19 protein-coding genes are annotated in these 21,782 nt (G+C 37.9%); all 19 read left to right on the forward strand.

All coding sequences use genetic code 11. The features are described from left to right. Window positions 1-466 precede the first annotated feature (466 nt). The 19 genes from FTW16_RS03060 to FTW16_RS03150 all read left to right on the forward strand — a co-directional run bounded on the left by FTW16_RS03060 (window position 467) and on the right by FTW16_RS03150 (window position 21,609). Window positions 467-1,600, forward strand: coding sequence for a polysaccharide export protein (locus tag FTW16_RS03060; RefSeq protein WP_146490008.1), 1,134 nt, complete (start codon window positions 467-469; stop codon window positions 1,598-1,600). A gap of 83 nt (window positions 1,601-1,683) precedes the next feature. Beyond that, the gene (locus FTW16_RS03065; RefSeq protein WP_146490009.1) at window positions 1,684-2,124 is read left to right on the forward strand and encodes a low molecular weight protein-tyrosine-phosphatase; all 441 of its coding nucleotides are present in this window, start codon (window positions 1,684-1,686) and stop codon (window positions 2,122-2,124) included. 109 nt (window positions 2,125-2,233) lie between these two features. Then, window positions 2,234-4,405, forward strand: a complete 2,172-nt coding sequence (locus tag FTW16_RS03070; RefSeq protein ID WP_146490010.1) for a polysaccharide biosynthesis tyrosine autokinase — start codon at window positions 2,234-2,236, stop codon at window positions 4,403-4,405. Between the two features lie 538 nt (window positions 4,406-4,943). After that, a complete protein-coding gene (rfbB, locus tag FTW16_RS03075) occupies window positions 4,944-6,062 on the forward strand; it encodes a dTDP-glucose 4,6-dehydratase (RefSeq protein ID WP_146490011.1) in 1,119 nt (372 codons plus the stop codon). Continuing rightward, on the forward strand, window positions 6,062-6,934 hold the full coding sequence (gene rfbA, locus FTW16_RS03080) for a glucose-1-phosphate thymidylyltransferase RfbA (RefSeq protein ID WP_146490012.1): 873 nt from the start codon (window positions 6,062-6,064) through the stop codon (window positions 6,932-6,934). Before rfbB ends, rfbA begins: the two co-directional genes overlap by 1 nt. Beyond that, on the forward strand, window positions 6,934-8,358 hold the full coding sequence (locus FTW16_RS03085; RefSeq protein WP_261383404.1) for a lipopolysaccharide biosynthesis protein: 1,425 nt from the start codon (window positions 6,934-6,936) through the stop codon (window positions 8,356-8,358). The genes rfbA and FTW16_RS03085 overlap by 1 nt, the downstream gene beginning before the upstream one ends. Window positions 8,359-8,388: 30 nt before the next feature. Next, window positions 8,389-9,468, forward strand: coding sequence for a DegT/DnrJ/EryC1/StrS family aminotransferase (locus FTW16_RS03090; RefSeq protein ID WP_146490014.1), 1,080 nt, complete (start codon window positions 8,389-8,391; stop codon window positions 9,466-9,468). Then, window positions 9,465-10,094, forward strand: coding sequence for an acetyltransferase (locus tag FTW16_RS03095; protein ID WP_146490015.1), 630 nt, complete (start codon window positions 9,465-9,467; stop codon window positions 10,092-10,094). Before FTW16_RS03090 ends, FTW16_RS03095 begins: the two co-directional genes overlap by 4 nt. Window positions 10,095-10,105: 11 nt before the next feature. Next, window positions 10,106-10,324, forward strand: coding sequence for a phosphopantetheine-binding protein (locus FTW16_RS03100; protein WP_146490016.1), 219 nt, complete (start codon window positions 10,106-10,108; stop codon window positions 10,322-10,324). A 14-nt stretch (window positions 10,325-10,338) separates the two neighbouring features. Then, the gene (locus tag FTW16_RS03105; RefSeq protein WP_146490017.1) at window positions 10,339-11,352 is read left to right on the forward strand and encodes a ketoacyl-ACP synthase III; all 1,014 of its coding nucleotides are present in this window, start codon (window positions 10,339-10,341) and stop codon (window positions 11,350-11,352) included. Beyond that, complete coding sequence (locus FTW16_RS03110; RefSeq protein ID WP_146490018.1) at window positions 11,342-12,100, forward strand: SDR family NAD(P)-dependent oxidoreductase; 759 nt, start codon at window positions 11,342-11,344, stop codon at window positions 12,098-12,100. Before FTW16_RS03105 ends, FTW16_RS03110 begins: the two co-directional genes overlap by 11 nt. After that, a complete protein-coding gene (locus tag FTW16_RS03115) occupies window positions 12,090-13,109 on the forward strand; it encodes a 3-oxoacyl-ACP synthase III family protein (RefSeq protein WP_261383405.1) in 1,020 nt (339 codons plus the stop codon). The genes FTW16_RS03110 and FTW16_RS03115 overlap by 11 nt, the downstream gene beginning before the upstream one ends. Before the next feature lie 298 nt (window positions 13,110-13,407). Then, window positions 13,408-14,544 carry a TDP-N-acetylfucosamine:lipid II N-acetylfucosaminyltransferase gene (locus FTW16_RS03120; RefSeq protein WP_146490019.1) on the forward strand — a complete coding sequence of 379 codons (1,137 nt, stop codon included), beginning with the start codon at window positions 13,408-13,410 and terminating at the stop codon, window positions 14,542-14,544. A 545-nt stretch (window positions 14,545-15,089) separates the two neighbouring features. Then, a complete protein-coding gene (locus tag FTW16_RS03125) occupies window positions 15,090-15,977 on the forward strand; it encodes a glycosyltransferase family 2 protein (RefSeq protein ID WP_146490020.1) in 888 nt (295 codons plus the stop codon). Then, on the forward strand, window positions 15,974-17,002 hold the full coding sequence (locus tag FTW16_RS03130; protein ID WP_146490021.1) for an EpsG family protein: 1,029 nt from the start codon (window positions 15,974-15,976) through the stop codon (window positions 17,000-17,002). The genes FTW16_RS03125 and FTW16_RS03130 overlap by 4 nt, the downstream gene beginning before the upstream one ends. Next, a complete protein-coding gene (locus FTW16_RS03135) occupies window positions 17,002-18,054 on the forward strand; it encodes a glycosyltransferase family 4 protein (protein WP_146490022.1) in 1,053 nt (350 codons plus the stop codon). The genes FTW16_RS03130 and FTW16_RS03135 overlap by 1 nt, the downstream gene beginning before the upstream one ends. Before the next feature lie 192 nt (window positions 18,055-18,246). Next, on the forward strand, window positions 18,247-19,362 hold the full coding sequence (locus tag FTW16_RS03140; protein WP_146490023.1) for a glycosyltransferase family 4 protein: 1,116 nt from the start codon (window positions 18,247-18,249) through the stop codon (window positions 19,360-19,362). Window positions 19,363-19,426: 64 nt separating this feature from the next. Beyond that, window positions 19,427-20,593: a nucleotide sugar dehydrogenase gene (locus FTW16_RS03145; protein WP_146490024.1), complete on the forward strand. Its 1,167-nt coding sequence runs from the start codon at window positions 19,427-19,429 to the stop codon at window positions 20,591-20,593. 11 nt (window positions 20,594-20,604) lie between these two features. Beyond that, window positions 20,605-21,609 carry an NAD-dependent epimerase gene (locus tag FTW16_RS03150; RefSeq protein WP_146490025.1) on the forward strand — a complete coding sequence of 335 codons (1,005 nt, stop codon included), beginning with the start codon at window positions 20,605-20,607 and terminating at the stop codon, window positions 21,607-21,609. Window positions 21,610-21,782: the final 173 nt, after the last annotated feature.

Raw genomic sequence — 21,782 nt, forward strand, 5'->3', positions numbered from 1 at the left:
CAACTATTGGGGGTCAGTTCACTCATGTGTTGGCTCTTTTTTTGCTCTTGCTCTTGCTCTTGCTCTTGCTCTTAGCTCTTCGATACTCGCTTACCCGCATCTCGATACTGCTCTCAATACACTTAAAACCATTCAACTAGGTTGATAATAAACACAATTTGTGGATAATGTTTACGGATTAAAATGACCGGATGCAAACATCGTTTTTGCTGCGTTTTGGGATACAAAACTCCTAACTGAATTTGGTTATTCAATAAAGGGGGATATTAACTTACGCAGTGTGGTGTCGCGGACTATCAAGGGGCGGTAGCGTCCTAATTTTTCGATGATAAATGAGAGTTAGATCTTATTATTTTTCCACGTCAGCGTTATTTAAAGCCGCTTAGCTGATAAAATTACGCGCTTAACTTCCTTTGGGTGTCCTTTTGGGTATCACAACACATTCCATTTCTATTACTTGGTTAACATGAAGATCAATAAAACTCGTCTCCTTTTCGCGCTTATACCTGCATTGCTTGTAGGATGTACGACTCCAGGTACTCACCTGTCTACAGGTGGTAAGAATGTGATTCAGCCTTCTGAGGAACAGCAAGAGTCTGATATTTCTGAAGTGGTGAATGTGTATCCGCTGACGGCGCAGCTAGTATCGACTTACCAAATGGGTACATTGTCGGTGTCACAAGCTAACCCAGAACTGGATGTAGACATCGCAAAGTATGAATACAAAGTTGGCGTCGGTGATATCTTAAATATCACAATCTGGGATCACCCTGAACTGACGATTCCTGCGGGCTCTTACCGTAGTAGCACCGAAGCGGGTAACTGGGTTCATGCAGACGGCACCATCTTCTACCCTTACATTGGTACCGTAGAAGTCGCAGGAAAAACCGTTCGTGAAATTCGTTCTGATATAGCAGCACGTTTGGCGAAATACATCGAAAGCCCTCAAGTCGATGTGAACGTAGCGGCTTTCCGTTCTAAGAAAACCTACATTACTGGCGAAGTGTCTAACCCTGGCCAACAGCCAATCACCAATATCCCATTAACATTACTGGATGCTGTGAACCGCTCTGGCGGTTTGTCTGAAGATGCCGATTGGCGTAATGTTTCATTAACCCGCAATGGCGTGGAAGAAAACCTTTCGCTTTATGGTTTGATGCAGCGTGGTGACCTAACCCAAAACCGCTTACTGCAAGCGGGTGATATTGTTCACGTACCTCGTAACGACAATCAGAAAGTGTTCGTGATGGGTGAGGTGAACGATCCTCAACTACTCAAGATTGATCGCGTTGGGATGAGCATAACCGAAGCACTCAGCAACGTAGGTGGTATTAACCAGCTGACTGCAGATGCAACGGGTGTGTTTGTGATCCGAACTTCTGATGATAAATCAGAACGGATGGCAGACATCTACCAACTGAATATGGAAGATGCATCAGCTTTAGTGATTGGTACCGAATTTGATCTAAAGCCTTACGACATTGTTTACGTTACGGCAGCACCAATCAGCCGTTGGAACCGTGTAATTGGTCAGCTTGTACCAACCATTTCAGGCTTCAACGACCTAACCGAAGGTATGTTGCGCGTTCGTAATTGGTAATAAATGAATATTAATCATCAGGTTGCATTTGGCGTGTAACCTGATTTTTTATGCTTATGAGCCCAATACAATTAGAGAGCATTATGTTTAATAAAATTTTAGTCGTATGCGTGGGCAATATTTGTCGTTCCCCGACTGGAGAGCGAGTTTTACAAAACTTGCTGCCCAACAAAGAAGTGGCCTCTGCCGGTATTGCGGCCGAGAAAAGCCGTTTAATTGGTATGCCTGCAGACGATACTGCAATTTTAATTGCCGCTGAAAATGGGGTCGATGTTAAAAATCATCAGTCTCAGCAAGTCACGCCACAGCTTTGTGCGCAGTATGACTTGATATTGGTGATGGAGAAGGGCCATATGGAGGCACTCACTCAAATATCACCTGAAGCGCGTGGTAAAACCATGTTGTTTGGTCAGTGGATTGGCCAAAAAGATATTCCCGATCCGCACCGTCAAAGCCGTGAAGCGTTTGAATATGCTTATAAGTTGATTGACGAAGCAGCGCAAGCTTGGGCGAAAAAGCTGTAGTTAATCTATAGAAAAATATTCAGTTAAGCTATGACACATAGCGATTAACAGAATCATACAACCGTATTTAACTTCTCTTCAAAATACTAGTTTAGGAAGTAGCAATCTGATGACAACTCAACCATCTCAAGCCTCACAATCTGATAACCCCGATGTGATAGATTTAGGAAAATTGCTCGGTATATTATTAGATTCAAAATGGTTGATTATAATGACCACATTCGCTTTTACTGTGTTTGGTATTGCGTTTGCTCTGCTTTCAACACCAATATACAAAGCCGATGCGCTGATTCAAATTGAAGAGAAGAGTTCTGGCGGTATCTCATCAATGGTTGGTGACATGGGGGATATGTTCTCTCAAGAATCTTCTGCGACGACAGAAGTGGAGATCATCAAATCACGTATGATCTTGGGTGAAACGGTCGATAAGTTTAACCTCACTACTGTGACATCACCAAACTATACGCCAATCGTAGGTAAGGGCTTTGCTCGTTTAACCGGTGACATCAACCACATTGTGGTGAGCCGTTTTACCTTGCCAAGCTATGCGAGCGAATATGCTCACACGATTCAGATCGTTGATGCCGAACAAGGCACTTACCAACTGGTTCGTGACGATGAGCGCGTTATCCTGCAAGGCAAAGTGGGTGAGCTAGCAACTTCTGATGACTACAGCATGTTTGTGGCCGGTTTTGAATCGCATAACGGTTTTGAATTCTCGATTGGTCAACGTAGCCGATTACAAGCGATCGAATGGTTGAAATCTTCTTTGTCTCTTTCTGAGCAAGGCAAGCAAACCGGTATTTTGAAGCTGAGCTTTGAAGGTGAAAACAAGCAGCAGATTTCTGAGCTTCTTAACCACATTAGTCAAATTTACTTCTTACAAAACGTGAAGCGTAACTCAGCAGAAGCAGAAAAGAGCCTAGAGTTTTTAGAGAGCCACCTTCCGGGCATCAAATCTGAGCTAACTGGCTATGAAGACGTACTAAACAATTACCGTCAAAAGAACGAATCGATCGATTTGGGTTTAGAAGCGCAATCAACCTTGAAGGTAATGGTAGAGCTTGAAGCGCAATTGAATGAACTAACATTTAAAGAGAGTGAAATCAGCCAGCGCTTCACTAAAGATCACCCAGCATACAAAGCACTGCTTGATAAACGTAAGACATTACTAGGCGAGAAAGAACGCCTAAATAAGCAAGTACAAAAGCTACCTAAAACACAACGTGAAGTACTGCGTATGACACGTGATGTTGAAGTAAACCAACAAATCTACATTCAGCTATTAAACAAGGTTCAAGAGCTGAGCATCATCAAAGCCGGTACTGTCGGTAATGTTCGTATCTTAGATGACGCTCAAGCCTATGCTCGCGCTGTAAAACCTAAGAAGCCGCTGATTGTTGTATTAGCAACGCTACTGGGTGGCATGCTAAGTGTCGCATTTGTATTAGCGAAAGCGGCATTCCACCGTGGTGTGGAAAGCCCAGATCAAATTGAACAAATCGGCCTTCCGGTTTACGCAGCGGTACCAAAGTCTGATTTACAAATTGAGCTAACCAACCGCTTTAAATCGAAGAAAGCACAAACAAAAGGCGTTCAAGCACTGCTTGCTGAATCGAACCCTGCGGACCTTTCGGTTGAAGCACTGCGTGGCCTTCGCACCAGCTTGCACTTTGCAATGCTAGAAGCGAAAAACAATATCTTGATGATTTCTGGCCCTGCGCCAGGCATTGGTAAGTCATTCATCTCGACCAACTTTGCTGCAGTAGCCGCAAAAACAGGCCAAAAGGTGCTATTGATTGATGCGGATATGCGTAAAGGCTACCTACAACAAAGCTTCGGTGTGAAATGGGACAACGGCCTTTCTGATGTATTAAGCAGTAAGCAAGAGTTTGCTCAATCCATTAAAACTACCCCAGTAGAAAACCTACATATTATTACTCGCGGTCAAGTACCACCCAACCCATCTGAGTTGCTGATGCACCCGCGCTTTGCAGAGCTAATGGAGTGGGTATCAAAAGAGTATGACCTAGTGATTGTCGATACCCCACCCGTACTGGCAGTAACCGACCCAAGCATTGTCGGCGCCTTCGCAGGCACCACATTAATGGTCGCGCGTTACGGTCAAAACACCATTAAAGAGATAGATGTTGCTCGTAACCGTTTCGAACAATCAGGCATCGAAGTGAAAGGCGTTATCTTCAACGCCATCGAGAAGAAAGCATCAAGCTCGTATGGCTACGGCTATTACAACTATGCTTATTCGAGTGACAAAAAATAAAGCATGTACGGGATCCGAGTTAACAAGTTGCTAGAAGATTAAAGAGTTAGTGAGTCACTCGTAACAAATATCGATTATTCTAGATTGCATAATCACTCTGCAATATTGTTGGCTGAATGCGGAAAGTAGAGAGCCATACTTACAAAGTAAAGTTTTCGTGTGGTAAATGAGTGGTCAGAGCTTCATTAGATGGGGCATATTTCAAACTGGTTACTGTACACCTACTTTGCTAGAATACACCGATACTTTGAACTGTATTAAGCCTATTGCCTTTAGGAGTGAAACCTAAGGGCGGTAGCGTGCATTGAGGCCGATGAGTACTGGTCCTCAAAGTTATATTAGGCCAATTTTGCGACTCGTTAGGATGATTTGTACAAAGTAAGTAGAGTTATATTTTATAAGGAATAACCCCAAAAATATGTATTGATTTTAATCAAAAATGCCTCAATCCTTTCTTCATGCTTGAAGCTCTAGAACAGAGAAATTTAATACATTTTCACGCTCGTGAATTTGGTCGAAAATAAGACAAGAGAAAACTATGAAAATCCTCGTCACTGGCGGTGCTGGCTTTATAGGCTCAGCAGTCATTCGTCACATTATCAATAATACTTCTGACAGCGTTGTTAACGTTGATAAACTTACTTATGCTGGTAACTTGGAATCGCTAGTTGAAGTTGATTCAAGCGAACGTTATTCATTTGAAAGAGTGGATATATGTAATCGCTCTGAGCTTGGTCGTGTATTTTTTCAGCACAAACCTGATGCAATTATGCATTTAGCGGCGGAATCACATGTTGATCGTTCTATCACAGGACCTGCAGCATTCATTGAGACTAATATTATCGGTACCTATACCTTGTTGGAGGCAGCCCGTGAATACTGGAATTCTTTAGATGATAATACGAAAGAAGTATTTCGTTTCCATCATATTTCTACGGATGAAGTTTACGGTGATCTACCACATCCTGATGATGCAGGGGGGGGGGTGGAGCTTTCAGACAAGGAAAAGTTGCCAATGTTTTTAGAGACAACATCGTATGAGCCATCAAGCCCATACTCAGCGTCAAAAGCATCGAGTGATCACCTTGTCCGAGCATGGTTACGCACTTATGGCCTTCCCACTATCGTAACCAACTGTTCGAACAACTATGGGCCTTATCACTTTCCTGAAAAGCTAATCCCATTAGTAATCTTAAATGCACTGGAAGGTAAAGATCTTCCTATCTACGGTAAAGGTGACCAGATTCGTGACTGGTTGTTTGTTGAAGATCATGCGAGAGCGCTCTACAAAGTCGTGACGGAAGGTAAAGTAGGCGAGACCTATAATATCGGAGGCCACAACGAGAAAAAAAACCTCGAAGTCGTGAACATGATTTGTGACATCCTAGATGCGTTAGTACCGAAAGAATCAGCATATGCAGAACAGATTTCGTATGTTCTAGACCGCCCTGGTCATGACCGCCGCTACGCCATTGACTCAACAAAAATGCAGCGTGAGCTGGATTGGGTTCCTAAGGAAACGTTTGAAACCGGGCTGCGTAAGACGGTACAGTGGTATTTAGACAACTTGGTATGGTGTCAAAATGTACAAGATGGTAGCTATCAGCGAGAGCGTTTAGGTGTAGAAAAAATTGAGACAAAGGGAGGTAGTATATAATGAAAGGGATTGTATTAGCGGGTGGTTCAGGTACACGCCTGTACCCATTAACTCGCGGGGTATCCAAACAATTGTTACCTTTATACGATAAACCTATGGTTTATTATCCAATATCGACCCTAATGTTAGCGGGAATTAAAGAAATATTAATCATCACAACCCCTGAAGACCAGCAAGGCTTTAAGCGAATTTTAGGTGATGGCTCTGATTTTGGTATCAAACTTGAATATGCAATTCAACCGAGCCCAGATGGTTTAGCACAAGCCTTTCTGATTGGGGAGGAGTTTATTGGTGATAGCTCAGTTTGCCTCGTGCTTGGTGATAATATTTTTTATGGTCAGGGCTTTCCTGAAATCCTAGCGAACGCCAATAACCGTGAAAGTGGCGCAACAGTATTTGGTTATCATGTCAAAGATCCTGAGCGCTTTGGTGTTGTCGAGTTTGATAAACAACAAAGAGCGATAACAATTGAAGAAAAACCAGAGAGCCCAAAATCCAATTTCGCTGTCACGGGTCTTTATTTTTATGATAATACGGTGGTTGAAAAAGCCAAAAATGTTAGACCTTCACATCGTGGAGAGCTAGAGATCACCAGTATTAACCAGATGTATCTAGATGAAGGAAGCTTACACGTAGAGCTACTGGGGCGAGGTTTCGCTTGGTTAGATACAGGAACTCACGAAAGTTTGCATGAAGCCTCAAATTTTGTACAAACAGTACAGCATATACAAGGCTTGAAAATAGCCTGTCTAGAAGAGATTGCATGGCGTAATAAATGGCTAACCAGCAATGAAATCTTAGCTATTGCTAAACCAATGCTGAAGAATGAATATGGTAAATATTTAAGCCAATTAATTAGTATGAAGAACTGATGCACGACAAAAAGAAAATAAAAAGTGGTTTTATTTGGAGTGCATTTGATAGTTTAGGTACGCAAGCCATAGGTTTAGTTATTAACTTAACCTTGGGCAATATTCTTGGACCAAGTGTTTTCGGTCTGGTGGCTATGTTAACGATATTTACTGCTATTGCTAATGTGTTTGTAAACGGTGGATTTAGTCAGGCTTTAATTCGAAAACTAGATAGAAGTGAAACAGATTATGCCACTACTTTTTATTTTAGTTTAGCTGTTTCGATAGTCTGTTATTTTATTCTGTATTTCTTAGCTACATATATTGCTGAGTTTTATCAGCAGCCACAATTAGAACTATTAACTAAAGTTATTGCATTGGTAATTGTTATCAATACTTTTTCGATAATCTCAAGAGTAAAATTAAGTGTTAACTTAGATTTTAAGACGCAAGCTAAATGCAACTTATTTTCTCTTGTGATAAGTGGATCGTTAGCGTTATGGCTAGCGTTTAATGGTTATGGCGTATGGGCATTAGTAGTACATCAATTAACCTTAGCACTCGTTAACGTTTTAATGCTTAATTTATCTGTTCCATGGTGGCCAAAGAATACGTTTTCAAAGGCTTCTTTTCAGGAATTGTTTGGATTTGGTTCTAAACTACTTTTGTCTGGACTACTGGATACGATATACAAAAATATTTACGGCTTAATTATCGGTAAGCAATTTAGTGCGACACAACTAGGGCTATTCAACCAAGCTGATAAACTATCAAGCCTCCCTGCAATGACACTGACTGGAATCATTCAAAAAGTCACTTATCCGCTATTAAGTAATATGCAGAATGATACAAAGAGGCTAGATAAATCTTATCTCGTAACATTACAGTTTGCAGCATTTATTATTTTTCCGGTCATGCTTGGAATTAGCATCATTGCAGTTCCATTAATAGATGTCCTTTTAGGGCAAGAGTGGAAAGGAAGTGCTGAGTACATTAGCATTATTAGTATTGCATTTGCGCTGTACCCTATCCATGCAATCAATCTAAATATGTTGCAAGTGAAAGGACGATCAGATCTTTTTTTAAAATTAGAGATAATTAAAAAAATCAATCTAACTATCATGTTGTTTATCACTGTACCTATCAGTATCAAGGCAATGTGTATTGGAATGGTAATTACTTCATTTCTGGCATTGCTAATTAATACTTATTATACAGGTAAATTATCTAGTTTAACGGTAGCTAAACAGTTAATCGCACTACTTCCTATTGGTACAATTGCTGCAGTCTCTGCTACCGTGGGGTATTTTTTAGGGATTAATATTAATAATAATATATTCCAGATCATCAGCATGCTTGCTGTAGCATTAACTAGCTATCTAGCATTGATGTTGCTGTTACAACGTCCGTTAGTAGTCATGTTGAAAAATACATTAAGAGCTTAAGGCTTAAAATTTTTATTGGAGTCATAGTTTATGATCGCTTTAAATAGCCCTGTTAAACCTAACTTGAAAAAGCTCTATAAATTATTAGAACAAGTAAATAATAGTGGTTGGTTTACCAATTTTGGGCCGATGCATAAAGAGTTAACTGAAAGATTAGAAGACTATTTAGGTGTGCAAAACCTTCTGTTAATGAATAATGGTACATCTGCACTACAAGTAGCCGGTAGGGCAATTGGCAGTAAGTCCATCATTGCTACACCTTTTAGCTTTGTTGCAACTGTAAGTGCATTTAAGTGGCAACAAGATGAAGTAGCCTTTGTTGATATCGATTCACAGAGCCTAAACCTTAGCCCAGGCGCAGTGGAATCTGCTTATCGTAAAGGCTGTAAAGCAGACACCTTGCTTGCAACCCACGTTTATGGAAATCCATGTGATGTAGACGCTATAGATGAATTAAGTGAGAAGAATAATTTTCAAATTATCTATGATGCAGCGCATGCATTTGGTGTTAATGTCAATGGTCAATCGGTATTGAACTACGGCGATGCTAGCACTTTAAGTTTTCATGCAACTAAAATTTTTCATACTGTAGAAGGTGGTGCAATCGTATTTAAAGATCGTGCCAATTATGAAAAAGCTGAAGAGATCATAAACTTTGGTATTCGAACAGGAGAAGGAATACGGAATATTGGCATCAACGCTAAAATGAATGAATATCAAGCAGCAGTAGGTTTAGTTAATTTAGATGAAATTGACAACATACTCGACCACCGTGCAGAGTTGTTCCACGCTTACCGACAAGGCCTAAAAAACATAGTGGAACTTCCTACATGGCACCCCGCATCAAATGCTAATGGTGCCTACATGCCTATTTTGCTAAAAAATAGACAGCATTTAGACATTGTCACAAAAAAACTCAATGATGATAATATTCAAAGTAGACACTATTTTACACCGTCTTTAGACAGGGTTTTTGTTGATTGTCATAGCTTTGGGACTCAAATTAGTCTTAATAAGTCTGAGTGTATATTGTGCTTACCTATGCATGCTCATCTTAGTTTAAATGATGTAAAACAAGTGACAGCAAGTATCCAAAAGGCTATTTTATGAAATTATTTTTAATCGGTGCTGGCGGATTTGCAAGAGAAGTATATAGTTATTTAGAATCCACAGATCTTAAATATGGTGGATATGAGTTTGCTGGCTTTTTGACTGACTTTGATGGTGATTTGAACGATTTTAATTATAGTCAAGGTATTGTAGGGCCGTTATTAAATGAAAACTTACCTTATGATTCGAAGCTAATTATGGCTGTAAGTGACCCTTGTTTAAAAGATATTATTTATAGTTTTTATGAAAAAAAAGGCATCGAATTTCTTAGCTACATCCACCCAACAGCGACAGTAGGAACAAGAGTAACTTTAGGCCAAGGTACTGTTATTTGTCCTAATGCTACGTTAACTACTGATATTATCATTGGTAAATGTGTAACTATTAATGCACATTCGTCAATTGGTCATGATGCTTCTATTGGTGATTTTAGTACTCTAAGTGGTCACTGTGATGTAACTGGTTTTGTTTCGTTAGGTAAAAAAGCTTTTATGGGGTCACATGCTTTAGTTATTCCAAATACTAAAGTTGGTGATAGTGCTATAATAGGTGCTGGTAGTGTTGTTATCAGTAAAGTAAAGCAAGGTGTTACTGTATTTGGTAACCCGGCAAAAAAAATAAAATAGAGGTATATAGTATGAGTAAAGAAAAAAAAATATTAGAAATAATTGCAGAAATTATTGAAGTGGAGTTAGATGAGTTATCATTATCAATGGAGCTTGATGAAGATAATTGGGATTCTTTAGCTGTAGTATCATTTATTTCGGAAATCGATTCTGAATTTGAACAAGTATTATCACCATCAGAAGTTAATTCAGTTAAAAGCGTTTCTGATTTAATCCAATTAATTAAGTAATACTAGGTTTTTTCATGCTCACCATTAATGATGTATCAATTGCTGGGGTGGCTGCTACAGTACCACCTAAGAAAATAAACAATAGCGATCTTTCAGCCATTTATGGTGAGAAAGAAACAAGTAAGCTTATTTCAAGTGTTGGTGTTAAGCAAAGGTATATTGCAGATGATGGTATAACTAGTTCAGATTTATGTCTAGATGCTGCAATTAACCTCTTAGGTAATACGGGCCTATCTGTAAATAATATTCAAGCATTGATTTTTGTATCTCAAACATCTGATTATCAACTACCTGCAACTGCTTGTATTTTACAGCATAAACTCGGATTACCAAATAATACTATATCATTTGATATTAATTTAGGTTGTTCTGGTTATGTTTATGGCTTACAAGTTGCCTCTAGCTTGATTAACTCTGGTATCAATAATGTACTTTTGTTGGTCGGTGACACTATTAGTAAAATTGTACAATCAGGAGATCGAAGTACGGAACTGTTATTTGGTGATGCAGGGACCGCGACACTTTTACAGAAAAAAATCGGTGAGCAATTACATTTTGATTTGGGTAGTGATGGGTCAGGATTTCAACATATTATTGCTAAAACACCGATCGAATCTGATAGTAATGACATGAGAGGAAAACATTACTCGCATTTAGAAATGGACGGTGGTGAGGTGTTTGCATTCACCTTAAAAAGAGTGCCTAAATTAGTGAATAACTTTTTAAAAGAATTATCTGTAAAACCTGAAGATGTTGATATTTGTGTTTATCATCAAGCAAATCATTTTATGCTTAAGCATCTATCAAAAAAATCAAAATTCACAGCGGAACAGATGCCTATCAGCATTGACCAATATGGTAATACGAGTAGTGCTTCAATACCCGTTACTCTTTGTTCTACATCGAGTGAATCATATGTAAAAACCTTATTTGTTGGGTTTGGCGTTGGTTTATCATGGGGTGCTGTTTTCTGCGATTTATCTCAAACTTTAATTTTACCAATTAGAGAGCTAGTTAATGGCGAATAATATATTAAAAAACAAAACGGTACTCATCACTGGTGCTTCTTCGGGTATTGGTAGGACTATTGCTCAAGTGTTTAGTATACAAGGTGCTCGTATTATTGCTGTAGGTAGAAATACAAGCCGATTAGCTCAAACTATTGATACACTTCTTGGGGATAATAATCTTGCGATAGAGTGTGATATTGCCGAACCTTCTGCGGTAGAAAACTTGTTTAAAGAAACTTGTGGGATTGTTGGTGAGATCGATGCTGTTGTGCATTGTGCAGGTATACAAAAAACATTACCACTACAAGCGATTAAGGAAACTGATTTTGATGAAGTTTTTAACACAAATGTAAAGTCAGCACAGTTTATAGCAAAATCTTATCGGAAAAAATCGAGATTTAACAAAAATGGCAGTTCACTAATTTACTTAAGTTCTGTAGCGGCAGTTTGTGGTGAGCCAGCGATCTCAACTTACTCTGCCTCTAAGGCAGCACTACAAGGCTTAAGTAATTCAGTTGCTGCAGAATTAGCGAGAAATAATATCCGAGTTAATTGTATTGCACCAGGGCATGTAGAAACAGAAATGGCGATTGAATTCTCTAAGACACTGACTGAAGACCAAAAAAAGCGTATTGATGATAAACACCCCTTAGGCCTAGGGACACCCGAAGATGTTGCCAATGCTGCATTATTTCTTGCTAGCGATCTAGCTAGGTGGGTAACAGGCACAACATTGTATGTTGATGGAGGCTATAGTGCACAATAGAGCTAAAATTGTAGGTGTTGCTTCTTATATCCCAGAGAATAAATTAACAAATGAAGATCTTGCTTTAGAGTTTCCTGAGTGGAGTGTTGATAAGATTTTCGAAAAAACAGGTATTAAGAATAGACCAATAGCTGATGATAGTGAAACCTGCTCTGGAATGGCAGTGAAAGCTGCCAATGCACTATTTAATAGGCTAAATATTGTAGCTGAAGAAATAGATTATATACTTTTATGTACTCAAAGCCCTGATTACCAATTACCTACTACAGCATGCATTATACAACATGAGTTAGGCATTCCAGTTACAGCCGGTGCATTAGACTTTAACCTTGGTTGCTCTGGTTATGTTTATGGATTAAGCCTTGCCAAAGGGCTCATTGAAAGCGGGCAATCTAATAAAGTTTTGCTTTTAACCTCTGAAATATATTCTCGCTACATCAACAAGAAAGATAAAAGTGTAAGAACTCTTTTTGGAGATGCTGCTACAGCAACACTCATTGAAGGCAATTATAGTACGTCTGAGAATATTGGTTCATTTGTTTTTGGTTCTGACGGTAGCGGTGCTTCTAATTTAATAGTCCCACACGGTGGATCTAAAACACCAATTACAGAGCTTTCATATTTAGAGTCTATTGATACTAGTGCTAATCACCGAGCTCCTTGCAACCTCTATATGAATGGTGCTGAAATTCTTATATTTACACTAAAGTCAATACCTCAAGTGATAAATGAAATTTTAACTAAGGCCAATCTCGAACGAGAAAATATTGATAAAGTCATTTTCCATCAAGCAAATAAATTTATGCTTGATAAGCTAAGAAGAAAGTCTAAGTTCACGACAGAGCAGTTTCTTTTATCATATGAAGATTATGGAAACACTGTTTCTTCAACAATTCCACTTGGTTTAGAAAAAGCCGCTGATGAAGGTTTGTTACATAAGGGGGAAAAAGTACTTTTATGTGGTTTCGGAGTTGGGTATTCATGGGCTGGTGCCATTATTAATTGGTGACCTCTGATACGAGTACTTCAGGTTAATCATTGATTGTTTTCTCAGGCTATATTTATATTGTTCAATAAGAATTAGTGGAATTTGTTAACTATTAAAGGTTTATCTTTCTCCGAAAATTATTTTCGCTACAAAAAATATAATCTCACAGAGTTTCTATCACGATATGTGAGAGACTCTGTTTATCAGAGTAATTTACACAAACATTAATACAGAATGATTTCTATACGTTAAATTATTGGTTTCATCTTGATTAAGGTGTATTGATAGTCAAGTAATAATATTTATATTGAGGAAAAGAGTGATATTACATATTGCACCAGATGAGAAATTTATTGACATTGCTTTCAGGCTTTTTGAGGAAGTTAATCCAGGGGGTAATAAATTAGTAGTTATAACAAAATCAGAGGAATTGCGTTATATAAAGAAATCTGAATTCATCAGATTAAGTCCAGAAGAGTTAGAACGTAAAGATTTTAATATATACTTTAAGGGTGTCATAGCTGTTGTATTTCATTCATTAGCCCACCACAATGTTAAGGTACCTGCAGGTATAAAAACGCTATGGATTGGTTTTGGTTATGACTATTATGACTTGATTTATTCTGATTCAGATGAATTACTTCTTAATCAAACACGGAAGCTTAAATGGTCATTAAACAAAATTGGTTTTTTAAAGAATAAGTTGAAAAAAGTACCTTTATTGAAAGTGACTAATAATATATTTAAAGGTGTTACTTCAAAAATTAATACGGTTAATAAAATGGATTATTTTTCCCCCGTATTAAATTCAGAGTATCAACTAGTTAAGCAATCTGTCTCTAAATTTGCACCAGGTTTTATAGATTGGAATTATGGAACATTAGAAGACGATCTTCTGAGAGGTTTTAAAGATCGGAAAGTGTTTGGTAATAACATATTGATTGGAAACAGTGCATCATTTACTAATAATCATTTAGAAGCCTTTGACTTGTTAACTACACTAGATATAAAAAACAGAGATCTGGTATGTCCATTAAGTTATGGTGATTTACATTATAGAAATTCGATTAGTGCAATTGGTGAAAAGCTATTCACTGATAGATTTAACTCTCTAACGGATTTTATGCCTATTGAAGATTATATAAATATTTTAGCGTCTTGCTCGGTTGTAATAATGAATCATACACGGCAACAGGCGTTAGGCAATATTATTATTATGTTGTATTTAGGGGCCAAAGTGTTTCTGAGGAAAAAAAATCCGGTTTATGATTTTTTTAAAGATGAAGGGGCTGTAATATTTAGTATCGAAGACTTAGAACTAAACCCTAATTTACTACACTATGAAATAACTGATAAAGATCTAGCAGTTAACCGGCAGGTGCTTCGTAAACATTGGTCTAGAGAAAATATAAAATTTAAAACTAAAGAGTTAATACGTATAATTACAACAAAGTAAGGCTTAGAACTAAGAATCTCTACCAATTTAGACATAAATTACTTCATAAAACTGATCTGTAAATCTAAGTATCTCCATCTGGTGTTTTATTAAAAATGAGGCGTTTTGACGTTTTTTTTAGATTTGGGCTAAAATATCTAATGTAGAACTTGAATGCTCAGAGAGAAACGATGGGTATCGCTGTTTCTTTACTATAAAAAGAAGAGTTCGCGAAAGAGTCAGGATTTACGGTTAGATAGTATATAAGCTCAGAGAAATTAACTGCTAAAGAAATGTTAGATTCTGTTTGCTTGAACAGATGCACTGCTTGTTAGATACGATTTTTAGTGAAGATACCAGCCAAAAACGAGTAGAGGGGTTTACAGAAAACTTTAAAAGGGCCAGGCAGACGTGATCAAACATGCTGTAAGAGTGAAATGACACTTAAAGCGGGTATTAAGGATGTGTGCGATGAATTTTTAGTATTTTTTTAAAGTTTAGAACAGGTAACTGAAATATTAAGTTTGAATAATTTGGTTAGTAAGTAGTAAAGGAATTTATTAGCAATGATTGGTTACAGTGTAGTTATACCATGTTTTCAAAGTACAGGACATATTAAAAGAACTCTAGATTCGATATTGAGTCAGAGTGTATTACCCTCAGAGATAATTATAGTTGATGATAAATCAGATGATCTTGATGATCTGATTTTTATTAGTGATCGTTACTCTGAGATTCTCCACATTGAAGTTATAAGTAAAGAGATAAAGTCCAATGCCGCAGATTCAAGAAATATCGGTTGGTCGCGTGCTAAATCTGATATCATTTTTTTTATAGACTCCGATGATCAATGGCTACCCAAACATGCAGAAGTGATATTAAAGACATACGAATCGGATGAACACATCGATGCTATATACACGGCATTTAATACAATAGATTCCAATAGTAGCTCCATTCGAGGTGGTATTAATATAAACTTCAGCCAAACAGTTAGCTCTTTTTTGTTTAACGAACACGGTGATTTTAGAACAAGCACGGTGTCTGTTAAAAGTAAGGTTTTAGAAACCGTTAGCTTTGATAGTATATTATCCAAGCATCAAGATTGGGACTTGTTATTCAGTTTAAATGACAAAAAAATCAGAATAGAACATATAGCTATTCCAAATGTTAACATTTATATAGATCTAGATAATAGGATGAGTGCTAAAAATAACTTGTCCGCGACAAAATATTTTTTGAATAAATGGAGTCAAGAATTTGATAATGCAGCGATGTTTAATTTCTTCAAAATGGTATTAAAGAAGGATCTGTTATCTAAAGGCGGTCAAGTCGATGAGATTTTTGATTTATTCTGGAAGCATCTAAAAGGGTTAAATAAATTCAGATTGTTGTCAGTTTTTAAATATATACCCCCATATTTTTTGTATAAATCAGTAGAATTTTTAAAATGACAATATATTTTTTCATTATAATTCTAGCAATAATATTCGGTATTATTTATGAACGATCTGTAGAATATCGAAAATTTCTTATTATATCATTCTCTGTTTTTTTCGTCGCAGTTTTCGGTTTCCGTTACAGAGTGGGTGTTGATTGGTCAAATTATTTTAAAGTTTATGAACGCTTGACGGAATTCCCTTTTCGTATTGATACGATTGAAATCGGTTATAAGTACATTAATGTTCTAGCGTACCAATCTGATATTGGCATGCCACTTGTCATTTTTCTTTGTACTGTTTTATTTATTTACTTCACCATAAACGCTCCGTCACTTATAGGAGTTAACCCATTTTATTTCTTTGCTATTGTTGCGCCCTATCACTTGGTTATGTCTGGAGTTAATTACACTAGACAAGGAGTAGCACTAAGTATTTTTATTTATGCTTTTTCCTATTTATTGAACGGAAATAAAAATAAGTTTGTTTTTTTTATTCTTTTGGCTAGTAGTTTTCATTATTCTAGTTTGCTTTTTTTAGTTCTTTATTTCTCGGAGATTCGAAAGGTTTTCCTTATTCCCCTGTCTGTGACTTTCATTGTTGGGTTAGCACTTGCAACCTTTGTTGAGTTTCAACAATATCTTTCTACTGATATGGATAATGCTGGAATATACTTACGAGTTGGTTATATTTTAGTACCATGCTTCTTTCTTCTTGTGCATAATTTATTGATGCCAAGATTATATAATTATAAACGAATGAATATTTTTATATATATATCAGTTCCAGCGATGATAATCATATCTTTAGTTTCTACTACAATGGCTGATAGGATAAGTTATTTTATCATCCTAGCTAGCACATTATACTGGATGTGGATTAAGAAAAATAATTATAATATTAATTACAAGGCTTTACACACATATGGTGATTTAGTCTGTTTTTCTGCATCATTTACTGCCTTTACTATATGGTGTTTATATTCTAGTTATATTCCATATTATCGTTTCGACTCTTTAATATATTACTGGTTTGATTGATGAAAGTTTTACACATTATAAATAGGATGGAAGTTGGGGGCGTAGAAGTCGGCGCAATTAATTTGTTACAGAATGTAAATGGCTTTGAATATACACTGTTGGCTGTAAGAGGAGGAGAACAACAGTTAGTTGATAGTATTGAAAATGCATCAAATGGAAAATTGGTTGTATGCAATGGTTTTTTTGATTCATACAAAGCCATAAAGAGAGAATCACCGGATATCATCGTTTCATCACTTTGGCGGTCGCATATAGTCTCTATTTTTTACAAGATATTAAATTGGAGTGTTGAAAGAATTCACTTCGTCCATAATACTAGATTTGCACACAGTGTAGATAAAATCGTAACTAAACTGTCCGTTAGATTCGCAAATGATTTGTTTTGTGATTCTGATATTTCTCTTTGTTGGGCTAAGGAGAACTTGACTATTCGTAAAGGGGTGAGAGGAAACGTGCTTCCGATGTGTATCTCATTTTCTAAGGGGAAAAGAGAGTTTAGCGCTAACGAATTTACTTTTGTTTATGTAGGTAGGTATTGTACGCAAAAAAATCTGAAATTGGCATTGGAATTTATTTCTAAGTTAAGAGAACGGGGTGTTTTAGCCACATTTGATTTGTTCGGTCGAGATGACGGCGAACTAGAAAACTTGATTGATGAAGCGCGTTATCTAGGAATTGAGCAATATGTTAGTTTTTATGAGTCTGTTAATCCTTTTGAAGTCGAAGACACCTTAAGGAAATATAATTACTATTTACAAACTAGTACTTATGAGGGTATGGCCATTTCTGTTTATCAGTCTATTATAAATGGCTTACTCCCAGTAATCACACCTGTTGGAGAAACAAAAAATTATACTAAAGATAGGCATAATTCATTTCACTTGGATAAAAACTTACTTGATGATTGTAATGAATTCATTTACTTTATTAGTAATGACGTGGAACGTGAAAAAATCGGGAAATTGATTAATAGTGATAAGTACGAACTATTTTCTTGCTCTTTTAATTCCTATTTTATCGATAAAATAAAAAGTGAAAAAAATAGGAGTTGATGTTATGTGTCTCTAGTTTTATTCTCTAATATACTTTTCTATCTCATGATGGTATATGAAGAGGAACTTTTTTGGGTTAAACAGCTATATCTATAAATAGCCAAGATGTCATGTTGGAAGATAAACTTATACTTCTTCTGCCCAGTATTATTTTAAATTGATTATTTCAATTAACCTAGAGACTGAAGAATTGTGAAAAAGATAATTATTACATCAAATACTAGCTGGTATTTGTATAATTTCCGGAAAAATACAATGTTGGCGCTGATTGATGCTGGCTATCGAGTGGTCGCTATCGCTCCAGAAGATGACTATTCGGCGAAACTTCAAGATCTTGGCGTTGAGTATCACCATATAGAAATTGATCAAGGTGGTACAAATCCTATTAAAGACATGGGCACTTTTTTTAGCTTTGTGAAATTGTATCGAGAAACTCGACCAACTGCTGTTTTAAACTTCACTCCCAAGAATAATATATACAGTACATTAGCGGCCAGCCTATTTGGTGCTAAGTCTATCAATAATATTGCCGGGCTTGGTATGGTGTTTATCAATGAAAACCTAACGGCAAAGTTAGCTCGTTTTCTTTATAAAATCAGCCAACCCAAAGCGCATACCATCTTTTTTCAAAACGAAGATGATAGAGCACTGTTTGCGAAGCATAGACTTGCGCCTCTAGATATTACCGGCCGAGTGCCCGGTTCTGGTGCTGATTTATCCCGCTTTTCAGTTTCACCAAGTAAAGACGATGGGGTCGTGCGCTTTCTGTTGATAGCTCGAATGCTTTACGATAAAGGTATCGGTCACTATGTTGAAGCAGCTCGTGATCTAAAAGCAAAGTATGGTGATGCGGTTGAGTTTCGCCTTCTCGGTTTCCTTGATGTCAATAACCCGTCTGCAGTGTCGAAAAAAGATATGCAATCTTGGGTCGACGAAGGTATTGTCAATTACTTGGGAACGTCTGATTCGGTTGAGAAAGAAATCGCTAAAGTAGATTGCATGGTATTACCTTCGTTTTATCGAGAAGGCGTGCCAAAATCTTTACTCGAAGCGTGTGCAATGGGTAAGCCTATAGTGACTACCGATAACGTAGGTTGTCGAGAGACAGTTGATGACGGCATTAATGGTTATTTGTGCGAACCTCGCAGTACATCAAGCCTTATTGATAAACTTGAATTGATGATTAACCAATCTCATGAACAGCGTCTACAGATGGGCTTAGAAAGCCGAACTAAAGTCGAGAAGGAATTTGATGAAAGGATTGTCATCAATAAGTATCTAGAAGCAGTTAAATCCGCGCTGAATTAATTTCTGATAATAATTATGTACTGAGGTGTCAGCCTTGGGTATTAAAAACAACAAGTTGGTTAAAATGAAAATTGCAATTGCCGGTACAGGCTACGTAGGCTTATCAAATGCGATGCTGTTGTCACAGCATCATGACGTTATCGCGGTCGATATTATCGAAGAGAAAGTAAAATTACTGAACGATAAATTATCTCCAATTGTTGATGCTGAAATTGAAGATTTCTTGGCAAACAAGTCATTAAATTTCACCGCGACACTCGATAAAGAATTGGCTTATTCCAATACCGATTATGTGGTTATTGCTACCCCTACTGATTATGACGTAGAAACAAACTACTTTAATACCTCTTCCGTTGAAGCGGTGATTAAAGACGTGATGGCGATTAACCCCAATGCAGTGATGGTGATCAAATCTACCGTGCCTGTAGGTTACACCGCGCGCATCAAAGAGGAACTTGAATGTGAAAACCTGATGTTTTCTCCTGAGTTTTTACGTGAAGGTAAAGCTTTATACGACAACTTGCATCCATCACGTATTGTGGTGGGTGAACGCTCTGAGCGCGCGACAGTATTTGCGAACTTGTTGTTAGAAGGCGCGGTTAAAAAAGACGTTGAAATCCTCTATACCGATTCAACCGAAGCCGAAGCGGTAAAGCTGTTCTCTAACACTTACTTGGCGCTTCGTGTTGCTTACTTTAATGAGCTAGACACCTATGCTGAGTCGCACGGGTTAGATACGCGTCAAATTATCGATGGGGTAAGTTTAGACCCTCGCATTGGCTCGCACTACAACAACCCTTCATTCGGTTACGGTGGTTACTGCTTACCAAAAGATACCAAGCAACTGCGTGCTAACTACTCGGATGTGCCAAATAATATTATCGGTGCCATTGTCGACTCGAACACCACACGTAAAGATTTTATTGCCGACTCGATTATTAAAAGAAACCCAAGACGCGTCGGTATTTACCGATTAGTGATGAAGTCTGGCTCAGACAATTTCCGTGCTTCGAGTATTCAAGGCATTATGAAACGCCTTAAAGCTAAAGGCATTGAAGTGGTGGTGTTTGAACCAGAGCTGAAAGAGAAAGAGTTCTTCCACTCATTAGTATTAACGGATTTCGAACAATTTAAGTCAGGCTGTGATGTGATTGTCTCAAACCGCATGGCTCAAGAGTTGGCGGATGTAAAAGACAAAGTGTACACGCGCGATCTATTCGGTTCAGATTAAGGGATTAAAGAATGAAGTATTTGGTAACGGGGGCGGCGGGTTTCATCGGCAGCGCGGTAGTGGAACAGCTAACCACGAAAGGCCATCATGTTGTCGGTGTCGATAACTTAAATGATTACTACGATGTCGCTTTGAAAGAAGCACGCTTGAATCGCATCCAGCATGACGACTTCAAATTGGTTCATTTGGATATCGCCGATCGTGATGGCGTAGCTAGCTTGTTTGAAGCTGAGCAATTTGATCAAGTGATTCACTTGGCCGCACAAGCGGGTGTTCGCTATTCCATTGAAAACCCACATGCCTACGCTGATTCCAACCTTGTTGGTCACTTAAACATTCTTGAAGGTTGTCGTCACAATAAAGTGAAGCACTTGGTGTATGCCTCTTCTAGTTCTGTTTATGGGTTGAATGCTAAAACACCGTTTGCAACGTCCGATTCGGTGGAGCACCCCGTTTCATTGTATGCCGCGACCAAGAAGTCGAATGAACTGATGGCGCACAGCTATTCGCACTTATACGACATTCCAACTACAGGTCTGCGCTTCTTTACCGTGTATGGTTCGTGGGGCCGTCCAGATATGGCACCGTTTATCTTCACGAAGAAGATTCTGGATGGCGACATCATTGATATCAACAATAATGGCGATATGTGGCGTGATTTCACTCACGTAAACGATATTGTTGAAGGTGTGGTGCGCATCGCTGATGTGGTACCAACACGTGATAATGATTGGACGGTAGAAACTGGTTCCCCTGCGACCAGTTCTGCGCCTTATGCCGTTTATAATATTGGCCACGGTTCGCCAATCAGCTTGATGGATTTTGTAAAGGCGATTGAAGACGAACTAGGCATTGAAGCGAAGAAAAACTTTCGTGAGATGCAGCCTGGTGATGTATACCAAACTTATGCAGACACACAAGACTTGTTTGCAGCAACGGGTTACACGCCAAAAGTTACCGTTAAAGAAGGTGTTGCTGAGTTTATTCAGTGGTACCGCGAGTTCTACAACAAGTAGAGTTCCAATAGGGTGTTTTAAAGTCCCCATATAGAAAACGACTCGGTTTGTTAAGTAATCCCCTGTTTATTAATAACACTCTCTAATACCTAAAATGCCTCATACCATACTGGTTTGAGGCATTTTTCTTTGGGTGAGCACCTCAATCTCATCCGCAATATTTTTATATATAC

The sequence above is a fragment of the Vibrio sp. T20 genome (assembly GCF_007858795.1).
In the GTDB taxonomy this organism is placed as follows: domain Bacteria; phylum Pseudomonadota; class Gammaproteobacteria; order Enterobacterales; family Vibrionaceae; genus Vibrio; species Vibrio satsumensis.

Excerpts from the sequence above, each read along its gene's own strand:
- FTW16_RS03110 (WP_146490018.1), top strand. The coding sequence starts at position 11,342 with ATGGCGAATAATATATTAAAAAACAAAACGGTACTCATCACTGGTGCT.
- FTW16_RS03095 (WP_146490015.1), top strand. The coding sequence starts at position 9,465 with ATGAAATTATTTTTAATCGGTGCTGGCGGATTTGCAAGAGAAGTATAT.
- FTW16_RS03125 (WP_146490020.1), top strand. The coding sequence starts at position 15,090 with ATGATTGGTTACAGTGTAGTTATACCATGTTTTCAAAGTACAGGACAT.
- FTW16_RS03060 (WP_146490008.1), top strand. The coding sequence starts at position 467 with ATGAAGATCAATAAAACTCGTCTCCTTTTCGCGCTTATACCTGCATTG.
- rfbA (WP_146490012.1), top strand. The coding sequence starts at position 6,062 with ATGAAAGGGATTGTATTAGCGGGTGGTTCAGGTACACGCCTGTACCCA.
- FTW16_RS03090 (WP_146490014.1), top strand. The coding sequence starts at position 8,389 with ATGATCGCTTTAAATAGCCCTGTTAAACCTAACTTGAAAAAGCTCTAT.
- rfbB (WP_146490011.1), top strand. The coding sequence starts at position 4,944 with ATGAAAATCCTCGTCACTGGCGGTGCTGGCTTTATAGGCTCAGCAGTC.
- FTW16_RS03150 (WP_146490025.1), top strand. The coding sequence starts at position 20,605 with ATGAAGTATTTGGTAACGGGGGCGGCGGGTTTCATCGGCAGCGCGGTA.
- FTW16_RS03085 (WP_261383404.1), top strand. The coding sequence starts at position 6,934 with ATGCACGACAAAAAGAAAATAAAAAGTGGTTTTATTTGGAGTGCATTT.
- FTW16_RS03145 (WP_146490024.1), top strand. The coding sequence starts at position 19,427 with ATGAAAATTGCAATTGCCGGTACAGGCTACGTAGGCTTATCAAATGCG.
- FTW16_RS03105 (WP_146490017.1), top strand. The coding sequence starts at position 10,339 with ATGCTCACCATTAATGATGTATCAATTGCTGGGGTGGCTGCTACAGTA.
- FTW16_RS03135 (WP_146490022.1), top strand. The coding sequence starts at position 17,002 with ATGAAAGTTTTACACATTATAAATAGGATGGAAGTTGGGGGCGTAGAA.
- FTW16_RS03100 (WP_146490016.1), top strand. The coding sequence starts at position 10,106 with ATGAGTAAAGAAAAAAAAATATTAGAAATAATTGCAGAAATTATTGAA.
- FTW16_RS03065 (WP_146490009.1), top strand. The coding sequence starts at position 1,684 with ATGTTTAATAAAATTTTAGTCGTATGCGTGGGCAATATTTGTCGTTCC.
- FTW16_RS03130 (WP_146490021.1), top strand. The coding sequence starts at position 15,974 with ATGACAATATATTTTTTCATTATAATTCTAGCAATAATATTCGGTATT.
- FTW16_RS03070 (WP_146490010.1), top strand. The coding sequence starts at position 2,234 with ATGACAACTCAACCATCTCAAGCCTCACAATCTGATAACCCCGATGTG.